Raw genomic sequence first — 20,075 nt, 5'->3', positions numbered from 1 at the left:
AGAACCAGCATGGCGGGCGATGAGCCGGGACGCGGCGGCGACCAGGGGATCGATGACGGCCGCGGCGGCGGTGGCGGCGGGCGCGAGGACGGCGAGACCGGAGTCGTCACCCGGACCCGTCCGCGCACCAAGAAACCGAGCAACTACAAGGTGCTGATGCTCAACGACGATTATACGCCGATGGAATTTGTCGTGCTGTGCCTGCAGCGCTTCTTCTCGATGGGGATCGAGGATGCGACGCGGGTCATGCTCCAGGTCCACCAGCAGGGCCTCGCGGTGTGCGGGGTGTTCACTTACGAGGTCGCCGAGACCAAGGTCAGCCAGGTGATCGACTTCGCGCGGGAAAACCAGCACCCGCTGCAGTGCACGCTGGAGAAGGCGTAGACTTTTTCCCTCCCTTGCAGCGAGGAAGGTTTGAATTTACCGCGCTTCGATGGACAGCATTCACATCGTCGGCGGGCAGCGGCTCGAAGGGCAGATTCCGATCTCGGGGGCGAAGAACAGTGCGCTGGCGCTGTTGCCGTGCGCGTTGCTGACCAATGAGAAGCTGACCCTCGCCAACCTGCCACGGCTGGCCGATGTCGACAATTTCTCGCACCTGCTCAACGGGCTCGGCGCGTCGACCAAGGTTGACGGGGTCAAGCCGGGCGAGATCGGACGGCGGATGACGTTGCAGGCGAAGGATCTCGCCTCGACCGTCGCGCCCTACGACATGGTGCGCAAGATGCGCGCGTCGATCCTCGTGCTCGGCCCGATGCTGGCGCGGGCGGGAGAGGCGACCGTCTCGCTACCGGGCGGCTGCGCGATCGGCGACCGGCCGATCGACCTGCACCTGCGCGCGCTTGAGGCGATGGGCGCCGAGATCGAGCTTGCCGCCGGTTATGTGAAGGCGACCGCGCCCAAGGGCCGGCTGCCGGGCGGCGACTACAGCTTTCCGGTGGTGTCGGTCGGCGCGACCGAGAATGCGCTGATGGCGGCGGTGCTGGCCAAGGGGAAGACCCAGCTGTTCAACGCCGCGCGCGAGCCGGAGATCGTCGACCTGTGCAATTTGCTGGTGGCGATGGGCGGGAGGATCGACGGAATCGGCTCGTCGCACCTGATCATCCGCGGGGTCGAGGGGCTGCACGGCTGCGAATATGAGGTCATGCCCGACCGGATCGAGGCGGGCAGCTATGCCTGCGCGGTTGGGATCACCGGTGGGTCGATTGAGCTCGTCGGGGCGCGGCCGCACGACATGCTGGCGATCACCAACGCGCTCGCCGCGGCCGGGCTGATCGTTGAATTCAGCGGCAAGGGGATCCGCGTCACCGCCGACAAGCCGCTGCGGCCGCTCGCCATCTCGACCGCGCCTTACCCCGGCTTCCCGACCGACATGCAGGCGCAGTTCATGGCGATGATGTGCCTCGCGCAGGGCGAAAGCTTCCTCGAGGAGACGATTTTCGAAAACCGATACATGCACGTTCCGGAACTGCGCCGGATGGGAGCGAGCATCGACGTCCGCGGGCGGTCGGCGATCGTCCATGGGGTTGCCGGGCTGACCGGGGCGAAGGTGATGGCGACCGACCTGCGCGCGTCGATGAGTCTGGTGCTGGCGGGCCTCGCGGCCGAGGGCGAAACCGAAGTGCTGCGGGTCTACCACCTCGATCGCGGTTACGAGCGGCTCGAGGAGAAATTGTCGGCGGTCGGCGCGAACATCGAACGGCGCGGGAGCTGAACCTGGCGGGTAAGTGACAGGCAAGCAGGCAGCCGCTACGCCTCACCGATGAGCAACGCACCCGTCACCATCCGTCCGGTTGTCACCAAGGCCGATCGCAAGCAGTTCGTCGACCTCGCATGGGAGGTCTACAAGGACGATCCCGCCTGGGTCCCCCCGCTCAAGGACGAGGTCCACGGGCTGATCGATCCGAAGAAGAACCCGTGGTTCGGGCACGCCAGGGCGCAGCTGTGGCTGGCGGAGCGGGGCGGCAAGGTCGTCGGCCGGATCAGTGCGCAGGTCGACCAGCTGGTGCTCGAGCATATGGGGCCGGGGATCGGCCACTGGGGGATGTTCGAGGCGCTCGACGGCGTGGCGGCTGCGGCGCTGATCGCGCAGGCCGAGGAGTGGTTACGGGGCGAGGGGATGACGCGGTCAATGGGACCGATCAGCCTGTCGATCTGGGACGAGCCGGGGCTGCTGATCTCAGGTTTCGAGCAGCCGCCGATGGTCATGATGGGGCATCATCTTGCCGCCTACCAAGGGTGGATCGACGGCGCGGGCTACGCCAAGGCAAAGGATTTGCTGACCTATGAGGTCGATATTCGGCCGCCGGCTGAGGGGGTGATGGCGCGGCTGGTCGCGGCGGGGGACAAGAACCCGCGGATCGTGCTTCGCCCGGTCGACAAGTCCAAGTTCGAGCGCGATTCGGCGATCATTTTGAACCTGCTCAACGATGCCTGGTCCGACAATTGGGGTTATGTGCCGCTGACCCCCGACGAGATTGCCTATGCCGGCAAGAAATTGAAGCCGATCATCTTCCCCGAAATGGTGCTGATCGCCGAACTGGACGGGGAGCCGGTGGCGTTCATGCTGACCATTCCCGACATCAATGATTTGACCAAGGATTTGAACGGCGAGCTGTTCCCGTTCAATTTTATCAAGCTGCTGTGGCGGTTACGCAAGCCGAGGACGGCGCGGGTGCGGGTGCCGCTGATGGGGGTAGCGAAGAAGCTCCACGGGACGCGGATGGCGGGGCAGCTGGCGTTTATGCTGATCGAGCATATCCGCCGCGCGATCGTCGCAGATTTCGGCGCGACTCATGGCGAGTTCGGTTGGATCCTTGAGGACAACCAAGGGATGATGTCGATTGCCGAACTGCCCGGTGCAAAGGTCAATCATACCTACCGGATTTACGAGAAGACGCTTTAGGCGAGGTCGACCCACACCGGGGTATGGTCGCTGGCTTTCTCCTCGCCGCGCGGCCAGCGGTCGACGCCGGCGGCGCGCAGGCGGTCGACGGCTTGCGGGCTGCACAGGAGATGGTCGATGCGGAAGCCCAAGTCGCGCTGCCATGCGCCCATCGTATAGTCCCAGAAGGTCCACAGCTTGGGGTCGTCGGGGTTGAGGACGCGCAGCGCGTCGGTCCAGCCCTGGTAGAGGATGGTGCGGTACGCAGCGCGCGTTTCGGGCTGAATCAGCGCGTCCCCCGCGACCGCCTTCGCGGAGAAGACGTCGCGGTCTTCGGGGATGACGTTCCAGTCGCCGGCGAGGATGGTCGGCTTTTCCTCGGCGAGGAGCGTGGCGGCATGGGCACGGAGGCGCTCCATCCAGGCGAGCTTGTAGGCGAATTTGTCGGTGCCGACCGGATTGCCGTTGGGGAGGTAAAGCGAGGCGACGACGAAGTCGCCGACCTCAGCCTCGATGTAGCGCGAATGGCTGTCGTCGGGGTCGCCGGGAAGGCCGATGTGGCGGAGCATGGGAGCGTCGCCTTTCGCCAATATCGCGACGCCGTTGAAGCCTTTCTGGCCATGCCAGACGGCGCCGTAGCCCGCCGCTTCGATGTCGCCGATCGGGAGTGCTTCGTCGGCGCATTTGAGTTCTTGCAGGCAGACGACGTCGGGCGCCGCGCGGTCGAGCCATTCGAGCAGGCGGGGGAGGCGGGCGCGGATGCCGTTGACGTTGTAGGTGGCGATTTTCATGATCGCCGGTCTAGCGGCGCGGGGTCAGATCGAAAAGCTCGACCCGCAACCGCAGCCCGACGCCGCGTTGGGGTTGGTCACCTTGAACGCCGATCCGCCCATGTCCTCGACGAAATCGACCGCCGAGCCGCGGACGAGGTCGAGGGTCATCGGGTCGACAACGAGGCAGACGCCGTCGGTTTCGACGAGCATATCATCGGCCTCGGGTTCGCCCAGCGCGAACTTGTAGCTGAAACCGGCGCAACCGCCGCCCTCGACCGCGAGGCGGAGCACGGCGGGCTTGTCCTGCTTGGCCGCGATAGCGGCGACGCGCTTGGCGGCGCTGGCGGTGAGCTGAACGTCAGTCATAAGATGGAGATAGGGGTCGCGAACGCTATCAGCAAGCTTATCAGGCGATTGTAGCTGACGGCGAGCCGTTAGCGTTTCGGCCCACCCATCGCGATCTGGTCGAGCGCGGCGCCCGAGCCGGCACGCATCGCGAGGAGGTAGTCGGTCGACTTCATGAACGGGATCGGATTGACCGGTCGGCCGTCGATGCGAACTTCATAGTGAAGGTGGCTGCCGGTCGAGCGGCCGGTCGAGCCCATGCGGCCTATCTGCTGGCCACGCGTTACATGCTGTCCGGCCGAGACGAGCACCGCCGACATGTGGCCGTAACGGGTGGCAATGCCCTTGCCATGATCGAGCTCGACGAGGTTGCCGTAGCCGCCACCGTTCCAGCCCGCGCGAAGCACGGTGCCATCGGCGGTGGCGTAGATCGGGGTACCCATCGCGCCGGCGAGGTCGATCCCCGGGTGCATCGCGGCGCGTGCCTGGAATGGGTCAGAGCGGACGCCGAAGCCCGAGGTGAAGGAGGCGGTCCTGACCGGCTTTTCCGACGGGACGGCGATCGCGCTGTCCTGCAGGCTGTCGAGCTTCTTCCAGCTGGCGAACAGCGCCTTGAAGGTCGGGTCGGCCCGCACAGAGTTAATCGACACGCTTTCGAACGGGCCGCCCTCGCCGGTCTGGCCGAGGCGGGCGGGGGTCAGGCCGAGGCGCTTCAGCTCTGCGGTAGTGACCCGGTAGCGGACGTCGAGCGCGCTGGCGACGAGCGCGGCCTGCTGCAGCTGAGCGGTTTCGACGCGGGCGAGGGCGTCTTTGCCGGCGACGTTCGCGGGAGCGAGGCGGCGGCCGGTCAGTGCGGCTTCGATCAGCGCCTGGCGCTGCTCGATCTTGCGCGTGCGGGCTTCGGTCGAAGCGGCAATGGCGGGGGAGATGGTGGCGGGCCGCGCGGCGGGGCCGGCTAACAGGCGGGCAGCGGAATAGCCCGAGAAAGCGATCAGTGCGGTGAGGATGGCAAGGAACAGCAGCTGGACCGGGGCCGACAGGCGCAGGCGGCGGAGACTGGATCCGTCATGGACGAAGAAATCACGGTCGCGAATGAGCGATTTCGATACGGCGAAAACTGCGGTCATCGGTGCTCCAAACTCGTCCGTCGCGGCGAATCGCTTTGCCGCTTCGTCCCAATTGCAAAGGAGCTCCCCAGCCCCGTCGCCGTGCCGTTCGAATGCCCTTCGAGCGGTGGCCGGGACTTGAGACCGCGAATGGTTAAGCAATTCAACAGCTAGTTCCGCTGCACGGGACGAACCGTCCGCACCCTGCGGTGAACCGTTTCAACGGGTTGCGCGAGGTTAGTCGGTTGGCGTGAAAGCGATGTGCGAATCCCTGTCGCCAGGGTGCGTCTTTGCAGTGCAGCATTGGCTTGCACTGCAGCATTTGACCGCTATTAGCGGCGACGGGCCACGCCGTCCCAACGCGGCGCGAGCTCTCTGTGAGGAGAGACTGAAAGTGACGAAACCTGCCACGCGCCCCGCGCGTCCTTATTTCTCGTCCGGGCCATGCGCCAAGCCGCCCGGCTGGGATGCTTCCAAACTCGCTACCGAAAGCCTCGGCCGGTCGCACCGGTCGAAGATCGGCAAGGCGCGCCTGCAATACAGCATCGATTTGATGCGCGAATTGCTGCGGCTGCCCGACACGCATCGCATCGGGATCGTGCCCGGATCGGACACTGGCGCCTTTGAAATGGCGATGTGGACGATGCTCGGTGCGCGGCCGGTGACGACGCTTGCGTGGGAGAGCTTCGGCGATGGCTGGGTGACCGATGCGGTCAAACAATTGAAGCTCGACCCGACCGTGATTCGCGCCGATTACGGGCAGTTGCCGGACCTGGGCCAGATCGACTGGGCGAACGATGTGCTGTTCACCTGGAACGGGACGACGTCGGGGGTGCGGGTACCCGATGGCGATTGGATTGCGGATAACCGCGAGGGGCTGAGCTTCGCCGACGCGACCAGCGCGGTGTTCGCTTACCCGATCCCGTGGGACAAGATCGATGTTGCGACCTTCTCGTGGCAGAAGGTGCTCGGCGGAGAGGGCGCGCATGGCGTGCTGATCCTCGGGCCGCGGGCGGTCGAGCGGCTGGAAACCTACACGCCCGCGTGGCCCCTGCCCAAGCTGTTCCGGCTCGTGTCGAAAGGCAAACTGACCGAAGGCGTATTCAAGGGCGAGACGATCAACACGCCGTCGATGCTGGCGGTCGAGGATGCGATCTGCGCGCTTGAATGGGCGAGGTCGGTCGGCGGCGCGGACGGGCTGATCGCGCGGAGCGATGCCAATGCGGCGGCGCTCGGCCAGATCGTGGCCGAGCGGTCGTGGCTGGGGCATCTCGCGGCGGATCCGGCGACCCGGTCGACGACCAGCGTATGCCTGACGGTCGAGGGCGCTGACGAAGCGCTGATCAAGAAATTCGCCGGGCTGCTCGAGGCCGAGGGGGTGGCGTATGACATCGCTGGGTATCGCGATGCGCCGCCGGGCTTGCGCATCTGGTGCGGGGCGACCGTCGATACCTCGGATATCGAGGCGCTCGGGCCGTGGCTCGATTGGGCCTGGGCCGAAGTGTCCAACTAACGCGCTGCGGCGACCCCTCATCCTCCCACGCATTCGGCGCGGGCCCTCCCTCTCCCGCAAGGGAAGAGCGGCAAAGGAACACATCATGACCACCCCCAAAGTTCTCATCTCCGATTCCATGGACCCGCGCGCCGCATCGATCTTTCGCGAGCGCGGCATCCATGTCGACGAAATCACCGGCAAGACGCCCGAGGAACTGGCCGCGATCATCGGTGAGTATGACGGGCTCGCGATCCGCTCGTCGACCAAGGTGACCTCGAAAATTCTCGAGGCAGCGACCAATCTCAAGGTCGTCGGCCGGGCCGGCATCGGGGTCGACAATATCGACATTCCGGCTGCGACCGCGCGCGGCGTGGTGGTAATGAACACGCCGTTCGGCAATTCGATCACCACCGCCGAACACGCCATCGCGCTGATGTTCGCGCTCGCCCGCCAGCTGCCCGAGGCCGACGCCTCGACCCAGGCCGGCAAGTGGGAGAAGAACCGCTTCATGGGGGTCGAGGTGACGGGCAAGACGCTCGGGCTGATCGGGGCGGGCAATATCGGTTCGAACGTCGCTTCACGCGCACTTGGGCTGAAGATGAAGGTCGTCGCGTTCGACCCGTTCCTGACACCGGAGCGGGCGATCGAGATTGGTGTCGAAAAGGTCGAACTCGACCAGCTGCTCGCCCGCGCCGACTTCATCACGCTGCACACGCCGTTGACCGATCAAACCCGCAACATCTTGTCGCGCGAAAACATTGCGAAGACGAAAAAGGGTGTTCGTATCATCAATTGTGCGCGTGGCGGGCTGATCGACGAGGCGGCGCTCAAGGACGCGCTCGACAGCGGGCAGGTCGGTGGCGCGGCGCTCGACGTGTTCGAGAGCGAGCCAGCCAAGGCCTCGCCGTTGTTCGGAACTCCGAATTTCATCTCGACCCCGCACCTCGGCGCCTCGACTAGCGAAGCCCAGGTCAATGTCGCGATCCAGGTTGCCGAGCAGATGAGCGATTATCTGCTGCTCGGCGGGGTGACCAACGCGCTGAACATGCCCTCGCTGTCGGCCGAGGAGGCGCCGCGGCTGAAGCCATACATGGCGCTGGCCGAGAGGCTCGGCAGCCTGGTCGGGCAACTTGCGCATGGCTCCATCGGTTGCCTGTCAATCGAGACCGAGGGGGCCGCCGCGGCGCTCAATGCGAAGCCGATCACCGGGGCAGTGCTCGCCGGGTTCATGCGGGTCCATTCGGACAGCGTAAACATGGTCAATGCTCCGGTGCTGGCCAAGGAGCGCGGGCTCGACGTGCGAGAGGTGCGCCATGACCGCGAGGGCGATTACCACACCCTGCTGCGCGTTTCGGCGCGCACCCAGGCGGGAGAGCGGACGGTCGCGGGGACGCTGTTCGGCAATTCGGCGCCGCGGCTGGTCGAACTGTTCGGGGTCAAGGTCGAAGCCGATCTGGTCGGCGACATGCTGTACATCGTCAACGAGGATCGACCCGGGTTCATCGGCCGGCTGGGCACGCTGCTCGGCGAAGCGAACATCAACATCGGCACGTTCCACCTCGGCCGGCTGGCTGCGGGCGGCGACGCGGTGCTGCTGCTGTCGCTCGACGAGCCGGTCGGGCCCGAGGTGGTGCGCAAGGTCGAGACGCTGCCCGGCGTCAGGCTGGTCCGCCCGCTGAAATTCTGAGCGGCTTTCCCATCTTTGACCCCAGCCCCCCGCTCCCCTAGAGCGCCGTCGCAATCAAAGGAATTTTCGTGGGAAATGTTACCGTCATCGGCGCGCAGTGGGGCGACGAGGGGAAGGGCAAGATCGTCGACTGGCTCGCCAGCCGGGCCGATGTCGTGGTGCGCTTCCAGGGCGGGCATAATGCCGGGCATACGCTGGTCGTCGGCAACCAGGTTTACAAGCTGTCGCTGCTGCCGTCGGGGATCGTGCGCGGCACGCCATCGGTGATCGGCAATGGCGTGGTGCTCGACCCGTGGGCGCTCAAGGCCGAGGTCGAGCGGCTGGCGGCGCAGGGGGTCGAGATCACCCCGCAAGTGCTGATGGTCGCGGAAACCTGCCCGCTCATCCTGCCGATTCATCGCGACCTCGACGCGTTGCGCGAGGACGCGAGCGGGGCGGGGAAGATCGGGACGACGCGGCGCGGGATCGGACCGGCTTACGAAGACAAGGTCGGGCGCCGCGCGATCCGGGTGTGCGACCTCGCGCATCTCGATCAGCTCGACCCGCTGCTCGACCGGCTGTGCGCCCACCACGATGCCTTGCGCGCCGGGTTCAACGAGCCGCCGATCGATCGCGCGCGCTTGAAGTGCGACCTCGCCGACATCGCCGATTTCGTCCTGCAATTCGCCCGCCCGGTATGGCGCGACCTCGACGCGGCACAGCGCAGCGGCAAGCGGATCCTGTTCGAGGGTGCGCAGGGCGTATTGCTCGATGTCGATCACGGGACGTACCCGTTCGTGACTTCGTCGAACACGGTTGCCGGGACGACTGGGCCGGGGAGCGGGATGGGGCCGTCGGCGGCGGGCTTCGTGCTGGGGATCGTCAAGGCCTATACGACGCGAGTCGGCAGCGGGCCGTTCCCGACCGAGCTCGAGGACGAGACCGGGCAGCGGCTTGGTGAGCGGGGGCATGAGTTCGGGACCGTGACCGGGCGCAAGCGGCGCTGCGGCTGGTTCGATGCGGTGCTGGTGCGGCAGTCGGCGGCGGTGTCGGGGATTACCGGTATCGCGCTAACCAAGATCGACGTGCTCGACGGGTTCGAGACTGTGAAGATCTGCACGGGGTATCGGATCGGCGACACTGTGTACGATTATTTCCCGGCGCACGCGGCGGACCAGGCGCGGGTCGAGCCGATCTATGAGGAAATGGACGGCTGGGAAGGCATCACGGCGGGCGCGCGGTCGTGGGCCGACTTGCCGGCCCAGGCGATCAAATATGTGCGGCGGATCGAGGAGCTGATCCGCTGCCCGGTGGCGCTGGTGAGCACGTCGCCAGAGCGTGATGACACGATTTTGGTAAGGGATCCGTTCGCGAGTTGAGTCCCTCCCGCTCTGGCGGAAGAGGAGAAAGTTACACCGTCGAGATATCCGGGGCGTCCTCGGCTTTCATGCCGATGACGTTGTACCCCGCATCGACGTGGTGGATTTCGCCGGTGACGCCGCTGGCAAGGTCGCTGAGCAGGTATAGCGCCGCCCCACCGACATCCTCGATGGTGACGTTGCGGCGCAGCGGGCTGTTATACTCGTTCCACTTCATGATGTAGCGGAAGTCACCGATGCCGCTGGCGGCGAGCGTCTTGATCGGGCCGGCGCTGATCGCGTTGACGCGCAGGCCGCCGGGACCAAGGTCGGCGGCGAGATATTTGACCGAGGCTTCGAGCGCGGCCTTGGCGACACCCATCACGTTATAGTGGGGAATGACCTTTTCGGCGCCGTAGTAGGACAAGGTGAGCAGCGACCCGCCGGGCTTCATCATCGCGCGGGCGCGCTCGGCGACGGCGACAAAGCTGTAGACCGAGATGTTCATCGTCATCAGGAAATTGTCGAGGCTGGTCTCGACATATTTGCCGCGAAGCTCGTTTTTGTCGGAGAAGCCGATGGCGTGGACGACGAAGTCGAGGCTGTCCCATTTCGTCTTCAATTCGGCGAACGCGCGGTCGAGCGCGGCCATGTCGGACACGTCGCAATCGATCAGCAGGTGGGAGCCGAGCTCGGCGGCGAGCGGGCGGACGCGCTTCTCGATCGCCTCGCCCTGGTAAGCGAAGGCGAGCTCGGCGCCATGCTGGCTAAGGTGCTTGGCAATCCCCCAGGCGAGCGACCGGTCGTTGGCGAGGCCCATGATCAGCCCGCGCCTGCCGCTCATCAGGCCGCCCGCCATCAATCCGCTCATACTTCGCTCCCCTTCAACCCCGCCCCGCCCGATTTGACCGACACCGGTTCAGGCGCCATGTCCTCCCCAGGTTGGGGCTCCTCGACCTCCAGTTCGTTGCTGAAAGGTCCCGAATAGACTTCGCCCCTTAGCGCTTTGCTGCCCGCGTCCGCCAGCGCCGCGTTCAACTCGGCGGCGATGGTGACGCCAAGGCCGGCGAAAAAGAAGAAGATCAGCGCGACCATGACTCCGGCGAGGCTGCCGTAGGTTTTCTGGTAGCCGCCGAACCAGGCGATGATCCGCGGCAGCAGCTCGACCACGACCAGCCACCACACGGTGACGAACAGGGCGCCCGGCCATTTGCGGCAGCTTTTCTTGCGGTAGCGGGACGGGGTTAGGGCGAGGAACAGGAAGTAGAAAGTGCCGTAGAGCGTAACCGCGGGGGCGAGGCGGTAGAAGCCGAGCTTGCTGGCGAGACCGCTGGCGAACGGGAACCAGGCGACGACCGCCTGATTGAGCGAGGCGAGCACTACCGAGGCACCGAGCGCAATCATCATCAGGAGGACGGCGCCCATGATCAGCGCGAGCGAGCCGAGGCGGTAGGTCCAGAAAGGCGCGCTATACTGGACGCCGTAGGAGCGGCGCAGGATGTCGCGGATGGTTTCGACGAAGCTCGCCGCGGTCCACAGGCCGACAAACCCGCCGAACCACAGCAGCGGGCCGGTGCGCACGGTCAACACTTCGCGGATCGGGTCGCGCATCAGGTCGGCAACGTTGGGGGGCAGGCGCTGGAGCACGTTGTTGACGGTGAGGATCGCGTCCTGGCCCTGGCCGAGCAGATGGGCGACCGCAGCAGCGAGGATGAAGAAGGGGAATAGCGCGAGGACAGCGAGATAGGCGAGGTTGCCGGCGTGGATGAAGCCGTCCGAATAGACGCCGACAGCGACGCGCTTGGTGATGATCCACGGGGTGGTGGTCGGGCGGAACTTGTCGGCGACCTCGCTACCGAACTTGGCCTTGAGTTCCGCCAGACGCTTGCGCCGTTCCTCGGGCGACTGGGGAGATACGCTCTTCATACGATCGTCAAACTCCGAGCGATGCCCGTGGGTTGCTTGCCGCCGTCCAGTCGGCAGCGAAAGCTTCGAGCGCGGCGTCTCCGGCGGGAAGGTCGACCGCCAGCGTAATCAGCACGTCGCCGCGCTTGCCGGCCTTGTCGGTGAAGCCGCGTTCCTTGAGCCGCATGACCTTGCCCGAGGTCGAGCCCTTGGGGATCGAGAGGATCACCGGGCCGTCGGGGGTCGGCACCTTGACCTTGGCGCCGAGCACCGCCTCTGGGAGGGTAACTGGGAGGGTCAAACGGATATTGCCGCCGTCGCGGGTGTAGAAGGGGTGGGCGGCGATCTCGACCTGGACGATCGCGTCGCCCTTGCCGCCCGCGCCGTCCTGTCCCTGGCCCGACAGGCGGATCTTGGCGCCGTCCTCGACCCCGGCGGGAAGCTTTAGATCGAGAGTCTTGCCTCCGGCGAGGGTGACGCGTTGCGGTTTGAGCGCGGCCGCATCGACGAACGGAACCTTGAGGCGATAGGCGACGTCGGCGCCCTTGGGCGGAGGGGCGCTGCGGCGGCCGAAACCCGAGAAGCCGCCGCCGGCGCGCGCGCCGCCGGGCTGGGCACCGCCGAACAGGCCCTCGAACAGGTCCGACAAATCGGCCGCCTGGGCGGTGTCGAAACCCTCGGGGCCACCTCCGGCAAAGCCGCCGCCGGGGCCGGGGCGCGGGCCGCCGCCGCCGAAGCCGCCGCCACCGAACGGCATCTTGGGATTGCCGTCCTCGTCGATCTCGCCACGGTCATAGCGGGCGCGCTTGTCCTTGTCGGACAGCAGGTCGTAGGCGTGCGTCACCTGGCTGAAGCGCTCGTTGGCTTTCGGGTTGTCCTTGTTGCGGTCGGGGTGGAGCTGCTTGGCGAGGCTGCGATAAGCCTTCTTGATCTCGGCCTCGGTCGCGCCGCGCTTTATCCCCAGGCGTTGATATAGGTCCATGCGGTTCCTTAGGCGGAGAATACAGCGGCTGCCAGATGGGGCAGCGCGGGCGCGGCGACAAGCGTGTTGCGGTGCGGCATGGCGGGCGAGTAAGGCTGGAGGATGGCCAATGACCCCTTCGCCCTGTTCGACGCGTGGTTCGCCGAGGCACGGGCGAGCGAGCCCAATGATCCGGACGCGATGGCGCTGGCGACGGCGGATGCCGAGGGGCGACCGTCGGTACGGATGGTGCTGCTCAAGGGGCATGGGCCGGACGGATTCGTGTTCTACACCAATCTCGACAGCCGCAAGGGCGGGGAGCTGGCGGCGAACCCACATGTGGCGTTGCTGTTCCACTGGAAGTCGCAGCGCCGGCAGGTGCGGATCGAGGGCGCGATCGGCGCGGTCGGCGAGGAGGAGGCGGACGCCTATTTCGCGAGCCGTGGCCGCGCGTCGAAGCTTGGCGCCTGGGCGAGCGATCAGTCGCGCCCGCTGGCCGATCGGGCGACGTTCGAAGCGCGGTTCGCTGAGGTCGAGCAGCGGTTCGAGGGCCAGGACGTGCCTCGCCCGCCGCGTTGGTCGGGATTCCGGGTGACGCCAGAGCGGATCGAATTTTGGAACGACCGCGCACATCGACTGCACGAACGGCGACTGTTCACGCGTTCCGGCGAGGGCTGGAGCGAAGGAATGCTTTACCCGTGAGCGGCGGTCACGGAAATGGCCCCGGCCATCGCCATCATCACCTGGCGCATGACGAGCGGTCGTCGCTATCGACCCGCGCCGCGCTCGCGAGCGTGGCGACGGCGCTGCTGCTGCTCGGACTGAAGGGCTGGGCGGCGGTCGAGACGGGGTCGATGGCGATGCTCGGCAGCCTGGCCGACACCGGGCTCGACCTGCTCGCCAGCATGGTGACGCTGTTCGGGGTGCGGATCGCGGCGCAGCCGGCCGATCACGACCATCGCTTCGGGCATGGCAAGGCCGAGGCGCTGGTCGCGCTGGCGCAGGTCATGATCATTACCGGGTCGGCGGTGGCGATCGCCTTGCAATCGGTCGAACGGCTGCTGCATCGCACCGAGACGTCGCATGCCGAACTCGGCATCGGCGTGTCGTTGGTCGCGATCCTCGTTACCCTTGCGCTGACGATGTACCAGAAGCATGTCGTGCGGCGGACTGGATCGGTCGCGATTGCTACCGACCATCTCCATTACCAGTCGGACATGCTGCTCAACGGCACGGTGATCATCGCGCTGGTGCTCGACCAGTATCTGCACCTCAGCGGGACCGATGCGCTGTTCGGACTGCTGCTGGCGGCGTGGCTGGCGTGGGGGGCGTGGTCGAGCTCGAGGCATGCCTTGTCGCAACTGATGGACCAGGAGTGGCCCGAGGCCGAACGCGCCGAATTCCTTGCCGCCGCCGCCGAGTTTCCGGAACTGGCGGGTCTGCACGATCTGCGTACGCGGAGCAGCGGAACGCACCGCTTCGTCCAGTTCCACGTGTGGGTGCCGGGTGAGTGGACGGTGCGCGAGGCACATGACCGGATCGATGCGGCCGAGGAGCAGCTCCAGCGGCGCTTTCCCAACACCGAGATACTGATGCACCTCGACCCCGAGGGGCATACCGACCGCGAGACGATGCTGTCGTCGCATCTCACCGAGACGCGCTAGGCCATTTTTCCCGAGGCGATCGTGAGTGTGCGGCCGCCGACCCAAATGGTGCCGTCGGCGTCCTGATCGATGCTGACCCGGCCGTTGCGTCCGATCGCGGTGCCTTGCCGCGCAGTGTAGGGCGGGGTGAAGCGACCACTTCGGGTGAGCCACTGGGCGAGCGAAGCGTTGAGGCTGCCGGTGATCGGGTCCTCGATGATCGCTCCGTGCTGGCCGCTGAAGAAGGAGCGAACCTCGTACGCCGCCGGTCCGCCCGGCGCATGAGGGCCGACGACGCCGAGCTCGATGCGGCGCGACGAGGTCGGTGGCGGTTCGAGGGCGAGCACGGCATCGGCCGAGGAGAGCAGGACCGCGACCCAGCCGGGACCGTTGTCGACCCATTGCGCGTCGACGATGTCGCTGCGGGCGATGCGCAGGAAATCGACAATCTCGGTGATGTCCTCCTCGGCGACCGCGCCCGAGCGAAGCAGCGGCGGAGCGGCGAAGGCGAGGGTGCCACCAGACCGGCGCAGCGAGACGAGGCCGGCGCCGCATTGCTGGACGACGGTGGCGCTGTCGCGGGGCAAGCCGCCGCTCGCCAGCCAGGCGTGACATGAACCGAGCGTCGGGTGGCCGGCGAAGGGCAGTTCGCGGTCGAGGGTGAAGATGCGAACGCGATAGTCGGCGGCGGGATCGGTCGGTGTCAGCAGGAAAGCGGTTTCGGAATAACCGAACCAGCGGGTGATGCGCTGCATGTCCTCGGTCGCAAGGTCATCGGCGTCGGCAATAACCGGGAGGGGATTGCCCGAGAACGGCTCGGTGCCGAAGACGTCGACAAGGGAATAGGCTTTCGCCGCCGGATCAGCCGAGTTTGCTCGAAACGTTGCCATACAGGTTGTTCACACCGGAGCCGAGGTTCGACATGGCGAATACCGCGGCGGTGGCGATCAGGCCAGCGATCAGCGCATATTCGATTGCGTTGGCACCCTTTTGGTCGCGCAGCAGTCGGGCAAGCTGGTACATTTCTAGGCCCTCCACTCGGCCACCGGAAATTGCCGCCAGCAGGGTTAAGAAAGACTTGCGGTCAGGCCGCCCGGGCAAAGGTTCCGCGAGTTTCACCGATCGTCCCGCCGCCGATCAATCTCTCCTCATCGTAAAGGACCGCCGACTGGCCGGGTGCCACGCCAAATTCGTTTACCAGAAAGCTTAGCCACTCGCCGTCCCATTCGGCCTCGACCGTGCGGGCAAGCGAGCGAACTTTGGCTTTAACATTGCGCTGGCCTTCACCAAGCCAGTTGACGCCTTCGACGCGTGCCGCCGAGACGGCCAACGCCGCCCGCGGACCGACGACGAGACGGCGCGACTCGGGCTCGATCCGGACGACGTAGAGCGGCACGGGCTGGCCGCCGATCTCGATCCCGCGGCGCTGGCCGATGGTGAAGTGGACGACGCCGTCGTGGCGGCCGAGCGTGCGGCCGGCAAGGTCGACGATGTCTCCGGGCGCGGCCGTCTCGGGGCGGAGACGCTTGACGAGGCCGGCATAGTCGCCGTCGGGGACGAAACAGATATCTTGGCTGTCGGGCTTGGCGGCGACGGTCAGGCCAGCCTCCTCGGCCAGCCGGCGGACCTCGCTCTTGGGCAGGTCGCCGAGCGGGAAGCGGAGGAAATCGAGTTGCTCAGCGGTCGTGCCATAGAGGAAATAGCTCTGGTCTCGCGCGGGGTCGCGCCCCTTCCATAACTGGGCACGGCCATCGGCGCCGATCACGCGGCGGACATAATGGCCGGTGGCGAGGCAGTCGGCGCCAAGCTCGCGGGCGAAACCGATCAGGTCGGTGAATTTGACCCCCTGGTTGCACAGCGAACAGGGGACCGGGGTGCGCCCGGCGGCATATTCGTCGGCGAAGCGATCGATCACGCCGGTGCGGAAGCGACTTTCGTAGTCGAGCACATAATGAGCGATGCCGAGCCGGTCGCAGACGGTCTTGGCGTCGTAGATGTCCTGTCCCGCGCAGCATGAGCCCGAGCGCTTCACCGCTTCGCCATGATCGTAGAGCTGTAACGTCACGCCGATCACCTCGGCGCCGGTCTGCGCGGCGAGCACGGCGACGACCGATGAATCAACCCCGCCCGACATGGCAACGACGATGCGCGCCGCGCTGGCCGGTCGGGCGAGGCCGAAGTCGATCATGGTGTCAGGGGACATTAGGCGGCGCCTTTACCCGATGTTCACCCTGTTGGTCTAGCTCATGACCAATCGGTAACGTTGCGGGGACAGGCATTTGTCGCAGTTCGAGGGTGGGTTTCAAGCGGCCGGCGACGGTGCGCTAGAGCTTTCGGAGCTGCTGCGGATGATTGGCGATGCCGTGGTTCCCGAGGAACGGCGGCAGGCGGCGATCGCCTGCTACCTGTCGGCGAGCGAGGGATGGCGCGATGCCGGACTGTTGCTCGGCGGCGCCTTTGCCGGCGAGTCACGAGGGGGAAACGCAGCGGCGCAAGGGCCGGAGAACAGAGTTAAGCGAAACTAAGGAAGCATGACGGAACCATTTACCAGCGGCATTACATATTTGTTGAAGCCGACGGGTTAATCAGGGTCCCAGACACAGAGTAAATCAGGTTTAAGGACGCCAATGCTCGAGAATCAGAAATTTCGACCTGCGCAGGTAATCGGGCCGCTCGGCGAACCGCTGACGCTCGACTCGCTGCCGCCCGCCGGTACCACGCGCTGGGTCGTACGCCGCAAGGCCGAAGTCGTAGCGGCCGTTTCCGGGGGATTGCTGACCGTCGACGAGGCGTGCCAGCGCTACACGCTGAGCCTCGAAGAGTTCACCAGCTGGCAGCGCGCAGTCGATCGCAGCGGCATGCCGGGCCTGCGCGTCACGCGCATCAAGCATTATCGCGACCAGTACGAGCGACAGCAGCGTTATTGATCTTCGATCAGGGCAGAATCGAAGCTTGGTGCGGACCATTTGCCGGTCGTTTCGTAACCGACACTAGACAGAGCGTTCCCCATGCGGAACAAGATGCGGGCATCACGCGTCTTGATGCCGGAAGGTCGCCCCAGCGGCGGTCATGAACAGGAGGGAACTCACCATGGGACTCATCATCTGGCTGGTAATTGGCGGTATCTGCGGCTGGCTCGCAAGCCTGATCATGCGCACCGACGGTCAGCAGGGAATCATCCTCAATGTCATCGTCGGCATTGTCGGGTCCGTGATTGCCAATTTCATCTTCAATCGTGAGGGCCTCAACGGTGCTCCGCTCAGCGTCACTGCGTTCCTGTGGTCGCTGCTCGGCGCCGTGATCCTGCTCGCGATCGTCAACCTGGTTCGCCGCGGTTCGGTCCGTTAGACCAGCGTATCACCAAGACAGAAAGGGGCCGCGCGGGATGACCGGGCGGCCCCTTTTTCGTTCGCAGTGAACATATGATCAGGCTCTACTGAAGCTCGAAGGCCATCGCAACGCTGATCTGGAGTTGCTGTTCGCCCGGGTCGATCGAAGTCTTGGCCTCGGCCACTTGCGCGCGGGCCATCATCGGCTGCGGCGGCGGCGAGGAGTAGCCGCCGCTCTCACTCACCGAGATCACGCGGATAACGCGCATGCCCAGAGCGCGGGCATAGAGATCGGCGCGCGCGCGGCCGGTGGCGATCGCCTTGCCGCGGGCCTCGTCGAGCGCGGCTTCGGGGTGGTCGATCGTCAGATTGGGCCCATTGATCTGGTTGGCGCCCTCGCCGACTAACGCGTCAAGGATCTTGCCCGAGGCGCGGATATCCCGGAACTTGACGCTGAGCTGGTTCGACGCCTGGTAGCCAGTCAGGATCGGCGCCTGGTTCTCGACATATTTATACTGCGGCTGGAGGCTGATCGAGGCGGTCTGGATGTCGCGGTCGGCGACGCCGGCGCGCTTCAAGGCGGTACGGACGCGCTCCATGCGGGTCGCGTTCTGGCCGAGCGCGTCGGTCGCGGTCGCGGCTTGCGTGGTCACGCCGGCCGAGATGATCGCGATGTCGGGGCCGCGGGTCGCCTCGCCCGTTGCGCTGATGTCGAGTCGCGTGCCGCTGATCGGGGTGGCGAGCGTGGTGGTCACCTGCGCGGAGGCCGTCGCGGCCGGGACGAACATCGCTCCGGCAAGCAATGCGCTGACGATCAGTCTCATTTATTGGTCTCCTTGAATGCCGACATCCCGCCACACTGGGCGCGGCGCGATGGCTCGCGCCTGAACGTTACGTCGGCGTATCGTGTGCGTTTACATTCAGCGGCGGCGAGCGATCAGCCGGTAGATGAACAGGATAATGAACGCGCCAACGATCGCTCCGATGAACCCGACCGCGTCGTTCGGGCCGTAGAAATTGAGCATTTGGCCGAGGTAGCCCGCGAAGACCGCTCCGGCGATGCCGAGGATGATCGTGATGATGCACCCGCCAGGGTCGCGGCCCGGCATGAGCGCCTTGGCGATGGCGCCGGCCAGCCCGCCGATAATGATCCAGCCAAGGATTCCATGAGCACCAAGCATAGTTTCTTCCTCTTGCAGGCGCCCATCGCGGGCCCGGTTGCATTGCGTCAACGTTGGTTCGTATCACAGGTGCCGCCGTTGATCGAAAAATGCTTTTGAAAAGCTAAAGCCATGGGCAGTTGCCGCGAGTGACTTATTCGGATAATACAGTGGGCGATGGTTGCCGAGGTGGTGAACCTTGTCACGGGTTCTTGAGAGAATGGCGGACATGAACCGGGAAACCAGTTTTGAAACATCCGACAGGTTGATTGTCATCGATCGCTCCAGCAGGCGGCGGACGATGCTGATCGCCGCAGTGGTGATCGGTGCGATCGCGGTCGCGCTGGCGCTGGCGATGATAATGAAACGCGGAAAAAGTGCTGATGCGCCGGGTATGGCGACCGCGATGGGCGCCGGCGGCACGACCGGCCAGGTTCCCACGGTGAGCGTGATCGTTCCCGGCCAGAGCTCGGTCGGGCGGGTGATCACCGCCTCGGGCGCGCTGGCGGCGCGGCGCGACCAGCCGGTCGGCGTCGCTGGCCAAGGCGGCCGGGTGACGCGGGTGCTGGTCGATGCAGGCAGCTGGGTCAAGGCGGGGCAGGTGCTGGCGACGGTCGACCGCTCGGTCCAGGCGCAACAGGCGGCGCAACTGGCGGCTCAGGTTCAGGCGGCGCAGGCCAATGCGGCGCTCGCCCAGTCTAACCTCGCGCGGGCGCAAGCGCTCATCGCTGGAGGATTCGTGTCGAAGGCTGACCTCGACGCCAAGCGCGCCGCGCGGGACGCGGCGGCCGCGCAGGTGCGGGTCGCGCAGGCCCAGCTCGGCGCGGCAAGTGCGCAGATCGGCCAGCTCGATATTCGCGCGCCGACCTCTGGCCTGATCCTGTCGCGCAGCATCGAGGTTGGACAGATCGTCAGCCCGGCGTCGGGCGCGCTGTTCCGGCTGGCGCTCGGCGGGGAGATGGAGATGCGCGCGGTGATGTCGCAGCAGGATCTCGCGATGGTCCGTGTTGGGATGCCTGCGACGGTCACCCCACTCGGGCTCGACCGCAACGTCGCCGGATCGGTGTGGCAGGTTGCCCCGGTGATCGACCCGCAGTCGCGCCAGGGCGAGGTGCGCATCGCGATTCCCTATTCGGCGGCGATCCGCCCGGGTGGCTTCGCCGAGGCAAAGATCACCGCCGGATCGACCACCGCGCCGATGCTTCCGCAAAGCGCGGTGCTGAGCGACGACAAGGGCAATTACGTGTTCATCGTCAATGCCCGCAAGCAAATCGAAAGGCGGGCGGTGAAGATCGGGTCGATCAACGAAGCCGGAGTGACGATCATGGCCGGGTTGAGCGGGCAGGAAGCGGTCGTCCAGTCGGCCGGGCCGTTCCTTAATTCGGGGCAGAAAGTTCTGCCCGTCCGCGCCGCCGCGCCAAGCCTTTAGGCCGAGCCCTCACCGGGAAGC

General features: G+C 66.0%; 24 protein-coding genes. 12 read left to right on the top strand and 12 right to left on the bottom strand.

The genetic code is table 11. The features are described 5' to 3' along the window. Positions 1–9 precede the first annotated feature (9 nt). Genes clpS through Q0R27_RS13200 form a run of 3 tightly spaced genes read left to right on the top strand, consistent with a single transcriptional unit; the run spans position 10 to position 2,905 of the window. Positions 10–384, top strand: coding sequence for an ATP-dependent Clp protease adapter ClpS (gene clpS / locus Q0R27_RS13210; protein ID WP_293945722.1), 375 nt, complete (start codon positions 10–12; stop codon positions 382–384). Between the two features lie 49 nt (positions 385–433). Next, positions 434–1,714, top strand: coding sequence for a UDP-N-acetylglucosamine 1-carboxyvinyltransferase (gene murA, locus Q0R27_RS13205; RefSeq protein WP_293945720.1), 1,281 nt, complete (start codon positions 434–436; stop codon positions 1,712–1,714). A gap of 48 nt (positions 1,715–1,762) precedes the next feature. Next, positions 1,763–2,905, top strand: a complete 1,143-nt coding sequence (locus tag Q0R27_RS13200; protein WP_293945718.1) for an N-acetyltransferase — start codon at positions 1,763–1,765, stop codon at positions 2,903–2,905. Here Q0R27_RS13200 and xth read toward each other — a convergent pair. The 3 genes from xth to Q0R27_RS13185 form a co-directional block, all read right to left on the bottom strand. Then, entirely contained in the window at positions 2,902–3,675 is a 774-nt protein-coding gene (gene xth, locus Q0R27_RS13195; RefSeq protein ID WP_293945716.1) for an exodeoxyribonuclease III, read from the bottom strand. The genes Q0R27_RS13200 and xth overlap by 4 nt on opposite strands. Before the next feature lie 24 nt (positions 3,676–3,699). Further along, positions 3,700–4,023: an iron-sulfur cluster assembly accessory protein gene (locus tag Q0R27_RS13190; protein WP_293945714.1), complete on the bottom strand. Its 324-nt coding sequence runs from the start codon at positions 4,021–4,023 to the stop codon at positions 3,700–3,702. Between the two features lie 68 nt (positions 4,024–4,091). Beyond that, on the bottom strand, positions 4,092–5,129 hold the full coding sequence (locus Q0R27_RS13185; RefSeq protein WP_293945712.1) for a M23 family metallopeptidase: 1,038 nt from the start codon (positions 5,127–5,129) through the stop codon (positions 4,092–4,094). 367 nt (positions 5,130–5,496) lie between these two features. Between Q0R27_RS13185 and Q0R27_RS13180 the strand changes: the two genes are divergently transcribed. From Q0R27_RS13180 to Q0R27_RS13170, 3 genes are all read left to right on the top strand, one after another. Then, entirely contained in the window at positions 5,497–6,621 is a 1,125-nt protein-coding gene (locus tag Q0R27_RS13180) for a phosphoserine transaminase (RefSeq protein ID WP_293945791.1), read from the top strand. An 85-nt stretch (positions 6,622–6,706) separates the two neighbouring features. Next, the gene (serA, locus tag Q0R27_RS13175) at positions 6,707–8,290 is read left to right on the top strand and encodes a phosphoglycerate dehydrogenase (RefSeq protein WP_293945710.1); all 1,584 of its coding nucleotides are present in this window, start codon (positions 6,707–6,709) and stop codon (positions 8,288–8,290) included. Between the two features lie 68 nt (positions 8,291–8,358). Next, positions 8,359–9,648 (top strand): adenylosuccinate synthase, encoded by a 1,290-nt coding sequence (locus tag Q0R27_RS13170; protein ID WP_293945708.1) that lies wholly within the window; start codon positions 8,359–8,361, stop codon positions 9,646–9,648. 31 nt (positions 9,649–9,679) lie between these two features. Here the strand turns inward: Q0R27_RS13170 and fabI are convergent, their stop codons facing one another. Genes fabI through Q0R27_RS13155 form a run of 3 tightly spaced genes read right to left on the bottom strand, consistent with a single transcriptional unit; the run spans position 9,680 to position 12,514 of the window. Then, on the bottom strand, positions 9,680–10,471 hold the full coding sequence (gene fabI, locus Q0R27_RS13165) for an enoyl-ACP reductase FabI (RefSeq protein WP_293945790.1): 792 nt from the start codon (positions 10,469–10,471) through the stop codon (positions 9,680–9,682). Positions 10,472–10,494: 23 nt separating this feature from the next. Next, positions 10,495–11,553 (bottom strand): YihY/virulence factor BrkB family protein, encoded by a 1,059-nt coding sequence (locus tag Q0R27_RS13160; RefSeq protein WP_293945706.1) that lies wholly within the window; start codon positions 11,551–11,553, stop codon positions 10,495–10,497. Between the two features lie 7 nt (positions 11,554–11,560). Further along, the gene (locus tag Q0R27_RS13155) at positions 11,561–12,514 is read right to left on the bottom strand and encodes a DnaJ C-terminal domain-containing protein (protein WP_293945704.1); all 954 of its coding nucleotides are present in this window, start codon (positions 12,512–12,514) and stop codon (positions 11,561–11,563) included. A 102-nt stretch (positions 12,515–12,616) separates the two neighbouring features. On the opposite strand from Q0R27_RS13155, the gene pdxH reads away from it, so the two are divergent. Together pdxH and Q0R27_RS13145 are read left to right on the top strand one after the other, a co-directional pair. Beyond that, complete coding sequence (gene pdxH, locus Q0R27_RS13150; RefSeq protein WP_293945702.1) at positions 12,617–13,195, top strand: pyridoxamine 5'-phosphate oxidase; 579 nt, start codon at positions 12,617–12,619, stop codon at positions 13,193–13,195. Positions 13,196–13,236: 41 nt separating this feature from the next. After that, positions 13,237–14,157 carry a cation diffusion facilitator family transporter gene (locus tag Q0R27_RS13145; protein WP_293945788.1) on the top strand — a complete coding sequence of 307 codons (921 nt, stop codon included), beginning with the start codon at positions 13,237–13,239 and terminating at the stop codon, positions 14,155–14,157. Here Q0R27_RS13145 and Q0R27_RS13140 read toward each other — a convergent pair. The 3 genes from Q0R27_RS13140 to mnmA form a co-directional block, all read right to left on the bottom strand. Further along, complete coding sequence (locus Q0R27_RS13140) at positions 14,154–15,026, bottom strand: PhzF family phenazine biosynthesis protein (protein WP_293945698.1); 873 nt, start codon at positions 15,024–15,026, stop codon at positions 14,154–14,156. The two genes, Q0R27_RS13145 and Q0R27_RS13140, sit on opposite strands and share 4 nt — an antisense overlap. Beyond that, the gene (locus Q0R27_RS13135; protein WP_293945696.1) at positions 14,998–15,159 is read right to left on the bottom strand and encodes a Flp family type IVb pilin; all 162 of its coding nucleotides are present in this window, start codon (positions 15,157–15,159) and stop codon (positions 14,998–15,000) included. Before Q0R27_RS13135 ends, Q0R27_RS13140 begins: the two co-directional genes overlap by 29 nt. Positions 15,160–15,220: 61 nt before the next feature. After that, positions 15,221–16,339, bottom strand: a complete 1,119-nt coding sequence (gene mnmA, locus Q0R27_RS13130; protein ID WP_293945694.1) for a tRNA 2-thiouridine(34) synthase MnmA — start codon at positions 16,337–16,339, stop codon at positions 15,221–15,223. A 76-nt stretch (positions 16,340–16,415) separates the two neighbouring features. Here mnmA and Q0R27_RS13125 point away from each other — a divergent pair, with 76 nt between their 5' ends. From Q0R27_RS13125 to Q0R27_RS13115, 3 genes are all read left to right on the top strand, one after another. Then, entirely contained in the window at positions 16,416–16,661 is a 246-nt protein-coding gene (locus tag Q0R27_RS13125) for a hypothetical protein (protein WP_293945692.1), read from the top strand. 102 nt (positions 16,662–16,763) lie between these two features. Then, entirely contained in the window at positions 16,764–17,063 is a 300-nt protein-coding gene (locus tag Q0R27_RS13120) for a DUF1153 domain-containing protein (RefSeq protein ID WP_293945690.1), read from the top strand. Between the two features lie 163 nt (positions 17,064–17,226). After that, a complete protein-coding gene (locus tag Q0R27_RS13115; protein WP_293945688.1) occupies positions 17,227–17,484 on the top strand; it encodes a GlsB/YeaQ/YmgE family stress response membrane protein in 258 nt (85 codons plus the stop codon). 85 nt (positions 17,485–17,569) lie between these two features. On the opposite strand, the gene Q0R27_RS13110 is transcribed toward Q0R27_RS13115, so the two are convergent. From Q0R27_RS13110 to Q0R27_RS13100, 3 genes are all read right to left on the bottom strand, one after another. After that, positions 17,570–18,289, bottom strand: a complete 720-nt coding sequence (locus tag Q0R27_RS13110; protein ID WP_293945686.1) for an SIMPL domain-containing protein — start codon at positions 18,287–18,289, stop codon at positions 17,570–17,572. A 96-nt stretch (positions 18,290–18,385) separates the two neighbouring features. Further along, positions 18,386–18,646, bottom strand: a complete 261-nt coding sequence (locus Q0R27_RS13105) for a GlsB/YeaQ/YmgE family stress response membrane protein (protein ID WP_293945684.1) — start codon at positions 18,644–18,646, stop codon at positions 18,386–18,388. Positions 18,647–18,709: 63 nt separating this feature from the next. Continuing rightward, on the bottom strand, positions 18,710–18,901 hold the full coding sequence (locus tag Q0R27_RS13100; protein ID WP_293945681.1) for a hypothetical protein: 192 nt from the start codon (positions 18,899–18,901) through the stop codon (positions 18,710–18,712). Between the two features lie 25 nt (positions 18,902–18,926). Here Q0R27_RS13100 and Q0R27_RS13095 point away from each other — a divergent pair, with 25 nt between their 5' ends. Beyond that, the gene (locus Q0R27_RS13095; RefSeq protein WP_293945677.1) at positions 18,927–20,054 is read left to right on the top strand and encodes an efflux RND transporter periplasmic adaptor subunit; all 1,128 of its coding nucleotides are present in this window, start codon (positions 18,927–18,929) and stop codon (positions 20,052–20,054) included. Positions 20,055–20,075: the final 21 nt, after the last annotated feature.

Origin of the sequence: Sphingomonas sp., from assembly GCF_025362505.1 — a bacterium.
GTDB lineage: Bacteria > Pseudomonadota > Alphaproteobacteria > Sphingomonadales > Sphingomonadaceae > Sphingomicrobium.
This window is presented reverse-complemented; position numbering and strand designations above follow the sequence as displayed.